Origin of the sequence: Streptomyces sp. WZ.A104, assembly GCF_002382885.1 — a bacterium.
GTDB lineage: Bacteria > Actinomycetota > Actinomycetes > Streptomycetales > Streptomycetaceae > Streptomyces.
Genome location: NZ_NWVL01000034.1, coordinates 74,058 through 83,530 on the forward strand (window position 1 = coordinate 74,058; position 9,473 = coordinate 83,530).

7 protein-coding genes are annotated in these 9,473 nt (G+C 72.1%); 3 read left to right on the forward strand and 4 right to left on the reverse strand.

All coding sequences use genetic code 11. The annotated features are described in order from the left end of the window. Positions 1–187 precede the first annotated feature (187 nt). Entirely contained in the window at positions 188–1,213 is a 1,026-nt protein-coding gene (locus tag CIB93_RS19600) for an ATP-dependent 6-phosphofructokinase (protein WP_096628446.1), read from the forward strand. 38 nt (positions 1,214–1,251) lie between these two features. Here the strand turns inward: CIB93_RS19600 and CIB93_RS19605 are convergent, their stop codons facing one another. The 3 genes from CIB93_RS19605 to CIB93_RS19615 form a co-directional block, all read right to left on the reverse strand. Continuing rightward, a complete protein-coding gene (locus tag CIB93_RS19605; protein WP_257002258.1) occupies positions 1,252–1,875 on the reverse strand; it encodes a helix-turn-helix transcriptional regulator in 624 nt (207 codons plus the stop codon). A gap of 263 nt (positions 1,876–2,138) precedes the next feature. Further along, positions 2,139–2,813 carry a response regulator gene (locus CIB93_RS19610; protein ID WP_096628450.1) on the reverse strand — a complete coding sequence of 225 codons (675 nt, stop codon included), beginning with the start codon at positions 2,811–2,813 and terminating at the stop codon, positions 2,139–2,141. Next, positions 2,810–4,531 (reverse strand): sensor histidine kinase, encoded by a 1,722-nt coding sequence (locus CIB93_RS19615; protein ID WP_096628451.1) that lies wholly within the window; start codon positions 4,529–4,531, stop codon positions 2,810–2,812. Before CIB93_RS19615 ends, CIB93_RS19610 begins: the two co-directional genes overlap by 4 nt. 161 nt (positions 4,532–4,692) lie before the next feature. Between CIB93_RS19615 and CIB93_RS19620 the strand changes: the two genes are divergently transcribed. Next, positions 4,693–6,069 carry a cation:dicarboxylate symporter family transporter gene (locus CIB93_RS19620; protein ID WP_096628453.1) on the forward strand — a complete coding sequence of 459 codons (1,377 nt, stop codon included), beginning with the start codon at positions 4,693–4,695 and terminating at the stop codon, positions 6,067–6,069. Positions 6,070–6,285: 216 nt separating this feature from the next. Further along, on the forward strand, positions 6,286–7,185 hold the full coding sequence (locus CIB93_RS19625) for an NAD(P)-dependent oxidoreductase (protein ID WP_096628454.1): 900 nt from the start codon (positions 6,286–6,288) through the stop codon (positions 7,183–7,185). An 82-nt stretch (positions 7,186–7,267) separates the two neighbouring features. Here the strand turns inward: CIB93_RS19625 and glgB are convergent. After that, positions 7,268–9,473 (reverse strand): 1,4-alpha-glucan branching enzyme (glgB, locus tag CIB93_RS19630; protein WP_257002257.1); only part of this gene is annotated, 2,206 nt, incomplete at its 5' end.

Genomic DNA, 9,473 nt, shown 5'->3' on the forward strand with positions numbered 1-9,473 from the left:
CGCCAGTCCTCGCACGGATTCCCGGAAGTCCCGGCCCCGGATTCCTGCCGCCCGCTTCCCCGCCAGGCCTTGCCGAGAGCGCGGGGGCCGTGCCGGGCGTGGGACAATCGTCACGGTTCAGGGCACGGGGACCGCCTGGGTCGGTCCCCCGGAAAGCGCGGTACTAGCGAGCAGGAGACATACCTCGATGCGCATCGGAATTCTCACCGCGGGCGGCGACTGCCCCGGCCTGAACGCAGTGATCCGGTCGGTCGTGCACCGGGCCGTCGTGGGCCACGGCGACGAGGTCATCGGCTTCGAGGACGGCTTCAAGGGCCTCCTGGACGGCCACTTCCGCCCCCTCGACCTCAACGCCGTCAGCGGCATCCTCGCCCGTGGCGGCACGATCCTCGGCTCGGCCCGCCTGGAGCGCGACCGGCTGCGAGAGGCCGCCGAGAACTGCGAGGAGCTGGCCCGCCGTTACGACATCGACGCGCTCATCCCGATCGGCGGCGAGGGCACGCTCACCGCGGCCCGGATGCTCTCCGACGCGGGCATGCCCGTCGTCGGCGTCCCGAAGACCATCGACAACGACATCTCCGCCACCGACCGGACCTTCGGGTTCGACACGGCGGTGGGCGTCGCGACCGAAGCCATAGACCGTCTGAAGACGACCGCCGAGTCCCACCAACGGGTGATGGTCGTCGAGGTGATGGGCCGCCACGCGGGCTGGATCGCCCTGGAGTCCGGGATGGCGGGCGGTGCCCACGGCATCTGCCTGCCCGAGCGGCCCTTCCAGGTCGACGACCTGGTCAAGATGGTCGAGGAACGCTTCGCGCGCGGCAAGAAGTTCGCCGTCATCTGCGTCGCCGAGGGCGCGCACCCGGCCGAGGGCTCCATGCCGTACGCCAAGGGCGCCATCGACCAGTACGGCCACGAGCGCTTCCAGGGCATCGGCAACCGCCTCGCCGTCGAGCTGGAGACCCGGCTCGGCAAGGAGGCCCGGCCGGTCATTCTCGGTCATGTCCAACGCGGCGGCACGCCCACCGCGTACGACCGGGTGCTCGCCACCCGCTTCGGCTGGAACGCCGTGGAGGCCGTGCACCGCGGCGATTTCGGCCGTATGACCGCGCTGCGCGGCAACGAGATCGCCATGGTGCCGCTCGCGGACGCGATCACGCGGCTGAAGACGGTCCCGGCGGACCGGATGTACGAGGCGGAGTCCGTGTTCTAGAGCCGCGCACAGAGCCGCGCACCCGAGGCCTGCCGGGTTCACACCCCGGCAGTCCGCCAGAAGTGTTCCACCACCCGGGCCAGGAACGCCCGCCCCGCGTCGCCCGTCGAGCCGGAGCGTTCCCGGCCCGTGCTGCTCCAGCTCAGCGTGGAGACCATCAGCGCCTGGTAGTCGGAGTGCAGTCGCTCCAGCACGTCCTGGATCAGCGCCCGGTCCAGCGGCACGATCTTGGCCACCGGCCGGACGTAAGCCTGCCAGCGCGTGGTGACCGCGCTGCTCAGCAGCCCCGCCAGCTCCTCGTCGCGGCCCGTGGCCGTGAGGAACTGCGCCGCCGACAGGTCCAGCGCCCGGCACAGCGCCTGGGACTGCTTCTCGTTGCCGCGCCAGCGCCCCGACTCCTCCATGCGGAGATACGAGGCGCCGGTCATCCCCAGCTGCCGGGCCAGGTCGTCCACGGCCAGGTCCCGGGTCATCCGGTGCTCGCGCAGGGTCGTGGCGGCGGCGAGCAGCTCACCGGGGGCGCACCAGAGGACGCCCGCGAGGGCGGTCAGTTCGCGTTCCCCGGGCGTCACGATGCCGCGCTCCCAGGCGATGACTGTCTCTGCGCTGATCCGGAGTCCGTACTGGGCGGCGAGCCCGTAGGCGACATGGCCGGGAGCCATCCCCAGAGCCTCGCGGAGACGGCGCGCGGCGGGGGCGTTGAACGGCGGGGTGGGGTGCACGGGCCAACCGTAGGAGTCAGGAACCGCTCTGGCTACGGTACGTTCCCCACAGAACACGCTTCGTAGGAACCTCCTAGGGCGAACCGGATGGGCGGTACGCAAACGACACCCCACCAGCGCTTTCCCCTCCACCCGCGCGCAGCCCCCCTGAGCACCGAAAACTGCGCCGGTAAGCGCTTGTCGCCGTGGCTCCCGGCACGCGGTCAGAGGCCCGAGGCCAGCCAGCGATAGTGCAGTTCCGGTCGGCCGACCTGCCCATAATGCGGACGCCTCGCCGCGCTGCCCACGCTCACCAGATGTTCCAGATAGCGTCGCGCCGTGATCCGCGAGATCCCCAGCCCCTCCCCGGCGGCGGCCGCGGTCACCCCGTCCGGCGACTCCTTCAGGACCCGGGTCACCGCTTCCAGGGTCGGGCCGCTGAGGCCCTTGGGCAGTGCCGCCGGGTGGGCGACCCGCAGCGCGCCCAGCGCCCGGTCCACCTCCTCCTGCCCGCTCGCCTCCCCTGCGGCCGCCCGGAACTCCGCGTACCGCACCAGCCGGTCCCGCAGCGTGGGGTAGGTGAACGGCTTCAGGACGTACTGCACGACGCCGAGGGACACCCCCTCCCGGACCACCGCGAGATCCCGCGCCGAGGTCACCGCGATCACGTCCGCCCCGTGCCCGGCCGCCCGCAGCGAGCGCAGCAGCCCGAGCCCGTGCCCGTCGGGGAGGTAGAGGTCGAGCAGCAGCAGGTCCACCGGGGTCCGCTCCAGCGCCCGCACCGCCGCCGCCCGGGTGTGCGCCACCGCCGTCACCGTGAAGCCCTCCACCCGCTCCACGTACATCTGGTGCGCGTCGGCGGCCACCGGATCGTCCTCCACCACCAGCACCCGGATCACGCCGTGACTTCCTTCGCTGTCGCTCGCGCCGCGCGGCCCCAGGGAGCCGTACGGTCCCCGAGAGCCGTACGGTCCCCGAGCGGAAGCCGCACCGTGAACCGCGCCCCGCCCTCCGGGCCCTCGTCCAGCTCCACCGTGCCCCCGTTGCGATGGGCGGCCTGCCGCACCAGGGCGAGGCCGAGGCCGCGCCCCGCCCCGTGCGTCGACCAGCCCCGCCGGAACACCTCGTCCGCCGCCTCGGGGCCGATGCCCGCCCCGGTGTCCGCGACCCGCAGCAGCAGTTCCCGCCCGTCCGCGAGGGCCGTCACCGTGACCCGGGCCCGGCCCGCGGCGCCCCCGCCCGTACGCGGCACGGGCCCCGGCCCCGAACCCCGCACGCCCTCCGCGCCCTCGGAAGCCGCCTCCACCGCGTTGTCGATCAGATTGCCCAGGATCGTCACCAGATCGCGCTGGGGGAGGGTGTCCGGGAGCGCCCCGTCGTCGATCAGGCTGTCCTCGGCGAGCTCCAGCTCCACGCCCCGCTCGTTCGCCTGGGCTGCCTTGCCCAGCAGCAGCGCGGCCAGCACCGGCTCCTCCACCGCGCCCACCACCCGGTCGGTCAGCGCCTGGGCCAGCTCCAGTTCCGCGGTCGCGAAGTCCACCGCCTCCTCCACCCGGCCCAGCTCGATCAGCGACACCACGGTGTGCAGCCGGTTCGCCGCCTCGTGGGCCTGCGAGCGCAGCGCCTGCGTGAAACCGCGCTCGGAGTCCAGCTCACCGGTCAGCGCCTGGAGCTCGGTGTGGTCGCGCAGGGTCACCACCGTGCCGCGCCGCTCACCGCCCACCACTGGACGGGTGTTGACGACGATCACCCGCTCCGCCGTGAGGTGCAGCTCGTCCACCCGCACATCCGACGCCAGCAGCGCCCCGGTCAGCGGCGCGGGCAGGTCCAGCTCGTCGACGGTCCGGCCGACCGCCGCCGCCTCCGGGGCGAGCCCCAGCAGCTCACGGCCCGCGTCGTTGATCAGAGCGATCCGCCGCCGCCCGTCCAGCATCAGCAGCCCCTCGCGCACCGCGTGCAGGGTGGCCTGGTGGTAGTCGTGCAGCCGGCTCAGCTCGGCCGCGTTCATCCCGTGGGTGTGCCGCCGCAGCCGGGCGTTGATCACGTACGTGCCGATCCCGCCCGCCGCCAGCGCGCCGCCCGCCGCCAGGGCGAGGGCGCCCAGCTGTTCCCGTACCTGCGAGGAGACCCGCTCCACCGTGATGCCCGCACTGACCAGGCCGACGATCCGGCCGTCGTCGCGGATCGGGGTCACCACCCGTATCGAGGGGCCGAGGGTGCCGGTGTACGTCTCGGTGAAGGTCTCCCCGCGCAGCGCCTCCTCGGTGTGGCCGAGGAAGGTGTCGCCGATCAGCGAGGCGTCCGGGTGGGTCCAGCGCTTCCGCCCGGTGTCCATGATCGTGACGAACGCGATCCCGGTGTCCGCGCGGACCTGCTCCGCGTACGGCTGGAGCACGGCGGACGGGTCCGGGGTGCGGATGGCCTCCCGTACGGAGGGGGAATCGGCCACCGCGACGGCCGCCGCCCGCACCTGCCGGGTGGCCGTCTCCTCGGCCTGCGCGCTGCCCGAGACGTACGCGAAGACGGCGCACCCGGCCACCACGGCGGCGATCAGCACGACCTGCATGGCGAAGAGCTGGCCGGCCAGGCTGCGGGGACGGGTACGGGGGAGGCGCATGCCCCACAGTCTGCCTCGCCGGCACACCCGGTCCCCAGTGGCTCGAAAGCGCCCGTGAACGTTATGAACGCAAGGGTGACCGGGGTCACAGGGCGGTGGATAGTCACCGGAGCCCCCAGGGACGGGGGCGCAGAGCCCTGACCGAGCCGAGGAGCCCCACCATGGCTGTGGCAGCCGAACAGCGGGACCGCACCCACTATCTGTACATCGCCGTGATCGCCGCCGTGGCGCTCGGCATCCTGGTGGGCTTCGTGGCCCCCGGGGTGGCCGTCGAGCTGAAGCCCATCGGCGCCGGTTTCGTGAACCTGATCAAGATGATGATCTCGCCGATCATCTTCTGCACGATCGTGCTGGGCGTCGGCTCGGTCCGCAAGGCGGCCAAGGTCGGCGCGGTCGGCGGGCTGGCGCTGGGCTACTTCCTGGCCATGTCGACCGTCGCCCTCGCCATCGGCCTGCTGGTCGGCAACTTCCTTGAGCCCGGCTCCAGCCTCCACATCACGGAGGCGGCCCGTGCCGCCGGTGAGGATCAGGCGTCCGGGGCCAGCGAGTCCACCGTGGACTTCCTGCTCGGCATCATCCCGACCACCATCGTCTCCGCCTTCACGGCGGGCGAGGTGCTCCAGACCCTGCTGGTCGCCCTGCTCGCGGGCTTCGCGCTCCAGGCGATGGGCTCGGCGGGCGAGCCGGTCATCCGTGGCATCACCCACATCCAGCGGCTCGTCTTCCGCATCCTCGCCATGATCATGTGGGCCGCCCCGGTCGGCGCGTTCGGCGCGATCGCGGCGGTGGTCGGCGAGACCGGGCTCGACGCCCTGAAGTCGCTGGCGATCATCATGATCGGCTTCTACGTCACCTGCGGGCTCTTCGTCTTCGTGGTGCTCGGTGCGATCCTGCGGCTGGTCGCCGGGGTGAACCTGCTCTCCCTGCTGAAGTATCTGGGCCGCGAGTTCCTGCTCATCCTCTCCACCTCCTCCTCCGAGTCCGCCCTGCCGCGGCTCATCGCGAAGATGGAGCACCTGGGCGTCAGTAAGCCCGTCGTCGGTATCACCGTGCCGACCGGCTACTCCTTCAACCTCGACGGCACCGCGATCTACCTCACGATGTCCTCGCTGTTCATCGCCAACGCGATGGGCGACCCGCTGAGCGCGAGCGAGCAGATCTCGCTGCTGATCTTCATGATCATCGCCTCGAAGGGCGCGGCGGGCGTCACCGGCGCGGGCCTGGCGACCCTCGCGGGCGGACTCCAGTCGCACCGCCCCGAACTGGTAGACGGTGTCGGCCTGATCGTCGGCATCGACCGCTTCATGAGCGAGGCCCGCGCCCTGACCAACTTCGCGGGCAACGCGGTCGCCACGGTCCTGGTCGGCCACTGGACCAAGGAGATCGACAAGGAGCGTGTGGCCGAGGTGCTCGCGGGCCGGGTCCCCTTCGACGAGCGGACCCTCGTCGACGACCACGCGCCGTCCGGCGGCCCGGCGGACTCCGGCGACGTCCCGGAGCAGCGGGAGACCGCCGCCGAGCAGCCCGCCAAGGTCTGATCGCCACCGCTTTCCCGCCCTCCCCGACCACTGTGTCCCCCCACCCAAGGACACCCGTACCCCCGGTACGGGTGTCCTTGCGTATCCCCCCGGAACGGATGTCCTTACGGGTTTCACCCGGCGGAACGCGCTGACCTCGACCCTTTCCCGAAAGTGCGTATCTGACAGTGAAGTGGGTTCTGGTCAGGCCTCCTTCGCCTGCGCAGGATGGTCCCCATGACGCAAGCGAACACCACGACCACCGCACCCGCCCCCACCCCCGTGACCGTTCTCGGTCTCGGTGACATGGGCCGAGCCCTCGCCGGGGCCTTCCTGGCAGCCGGCCACCCCACCACCGTCTGGAACCGTTCCCCCGGCAAGGGCGATGACCTCGTGGCCCGCGGCGCGGCGCGCGCCGCGTCCGCCGAGGAGGCCGTGCGGGCGAGCGGGCTCGTCGTGGTCTGCGTCGTCGACTACGACGCCGCCGACGCCCTCCTGGAGCCGCTGGCCGAAGCGCTGGAGGGGCGGGTCCTGGTCAACCTCACCACCGACACCCCGGCGCGCTCGCGGCAGACCGCGGCCTGGGCCCGGAAGCACTCCCTGGCCTACCTCGACGGCGCGGTCATGGTCCCGGTCGACGTGGTCGGCTCGGACGAGGCGCTGGTCTTCCACTCCGGAGACCGGGCCGCCTACGCGATGTACGAGCCGGTTCTCAAGGCGCTCGGCGAGCCCGCCACCTTCCTCGGTGAGGACCACGGTCTCGCCGCCGCCTACGACATGGCGATGCTGGACTTCTTCTACGGAGCCATGGGCGGCCTCGTCCACGCCTTCGCGCTGGCCCGTGCGGAGGGCATCGACGGCGTGTCGCTCGCTCCCTACCTCAGCACGATCGCGGGCATCCTGCCGCCGATCGCGGAGACCACCGCGCGCGACGTCGACTCCCGTACGTACGCGGGCGACGGCGCCAACCTCGCCATGATGGCGACCGGTGTCGAGCACATCCTGCACACCGCGAAGGACCGCGGTCTGGACACCTCGCAGCTGGCGGCGATCAAGGGCGTCGCCGACCGGGCCATCGCCAAGGGCCACGGTTCCCAGTCCTGGTCGAGCATTGTCGAGGTGCTCGACCAGCAGTGAGCGGCCGCAACGGGGGAGGGCCCGTGCCGCGTCGTCACGACGCGGCACGGGCCCCTGGCCGTCTCTCCTCCCCCCGGGCGGGCTACACCGGGCGGAACCACACCGTCGCCAGCGGCGGCAGCGTCAGCGAGATGCTGGACTGCCGGCCGTGCGCGGGCACCGACTCCGCCTTCAGCGGCTCCTCGTTGCGCACGTCGCTGCCGCCGTACCGGTCCGCGTCCGTGTTCAGGACCTCCACCCAGCCCTCGGTCCCGGTCTCCGGCACCCCCAGGCGGTAGTCGTGCCGGACCACCGGCGAGAAGTGGGAGACCGCGAGCAGCGGGGAGCCGTCCGCGTCGTACCGCAGGAACGCGAACACGTTGTCCTCGGCCGCCCCGCCGTCCACCCAGCTGAACCCCTCCGGCACGGCATCGCGCTGCCACAGCGCGGGGACCGCCCCGTACACCGCGTTCAGATCGCGGACCAGGTCCCGGACCCCGCGGTGGTCGCCGGACGCCTCGTAGGACGGGTCCAGCAGCCACCAGTCCGGTCCGTGCCCCTCGGACCACTCCGCGCCCTGGGCGAACTCCTGGCCCATGAAAAGGAGTTGCTTGCCGGGGTGGGCCCACATGAAGCCCAGGTAGGCGCGGTGGTTGGCGCGCTGCTGCCACCAGTCGCCGGGCATCTTCGCCACCAGCGCCCGCTTGCCGTGCACCACCTCGTCGTGCGAGATCGGCAGCACGTAGTTCTCGCTGTACGCGTACACCATCGAGAACGTCATGTCGTTGTGGTGGTACTTGCGGTGCACCGGCTCCTTCGCCACGTACACCAGCGAGTCGTGCATCCACCCCATGTTCCACTTCAGCCCGAAGCCCAGGCCGCCGCTGTCGGTGGGGCGGGTGACGCCGTCCCAGGCGGTGGACTCCTCGGCGATGGTCACGACCCCGGGATTGCGGCGGTAGACCGTCGCGTTCATCTCCTGGAGGAAGGCGACCGCGTCCAGGTTCTCCCGCCCGCCGAACTCGTTGGGCGACCACTGGCCGTCCTCGCGGGAGTAGTCGAGGTAGAGCATCGAGGCCACCGCGTCGACGCGCAGCCCGTCGATGTGGAACTCCTCGCACCAGTACGTGGCGTTGGCGACCAGGAAGTTACGTACCTCCGTGCGGCCGTAGTCGAACTCCAGCGTTCCCCAGTCCGGGTGGGCCGCCCGCTGCGGGTCGGAGTGCTCGTACAGCGGCCGTCCGTCGAACTCGGCGAGCGCCCAGTCGTCGCGCGGGAAGTGCGCGGGCACCCAGTCCATGATCACGCCGATGCCCGCCCGGTGCAGGGCGTCCACCAGGAACCGGAAGTCGTCCGGGGTGCCCATGCGGGAGGTCGGCGCGTAGAACCCGGTGACCTGATAGCCCCAGGAGCCGCCGAAGGGGTGCTCGGAGACCGGCATCAGCTCGACGTGCGTGAATCCCAGGTCCTTGACGTACGAGGGCAGCTGCTCCGCGAGTTGACGATACGTCAGTCCCGGTCGCCAGGAGGCGAGATGCACCTCGTACACCGAGAACGGGGCCTCGTGGACCGGGCGGTCGCCCCGGTGTGCCATCCAGTCCGCGTCCTGCCACTCGTAGTGCTTGGCGGTGACGACCGAGGCGGTGGCGGGCGGGACCTCGGTGCGCCGGGCCATCGGGTCGGCCCGTACCGTGTGCGAACCGTCCGGGCGGCAGATGTCGAACTTGTACAGCGCGCCCTCGCCCACGCCCGGCAGGAACAGCTCCCACACCCCGGTCGAACCGAGCGACCGCATCGGTGTGCCCGTACCGTCCCAGTACGTGAAGTCACCGGTCACCCGGACCCCGCGCGCGTTCGGCGCCCACACGGTGAACCGGGTCCCGGTCACCCCCTGGTGCTCCATCGGCTCCGCGCCCAGCGCCCGCCACAGCTCCTCGTGCCGGCCCTCGCCGATCAGATGCAGATCGAGCTCACCGATCGAGGGCCAGAAGCGGTACGGGTCCTCCACCTCGATGGCGGTGTCGTCGTACGCCACCCGGAGCCGGTACGCGGGCACCTCCCGCACCGGCAGCACACCGGAGAAGAAGCCGTCGCCGTCGTCGTGCAGCTCCGCCCGCAGCCCGGCGCCCAGCACCGTGACGGACCGGGCGAACGGGCGCAGGGCCCGCACCAGCACCCCGCCCGGGACCGGATGCGCGCCGAGCACGTCGTGCGGCGCGTGGTGGTCACCGGCCAGCAGCCTGCCCCGGTCCGCGCCGTCCAGCGCGGGCGCCGGGCGGGCGCCCTCGCCGCCGCCGCCCTGCCGGGGG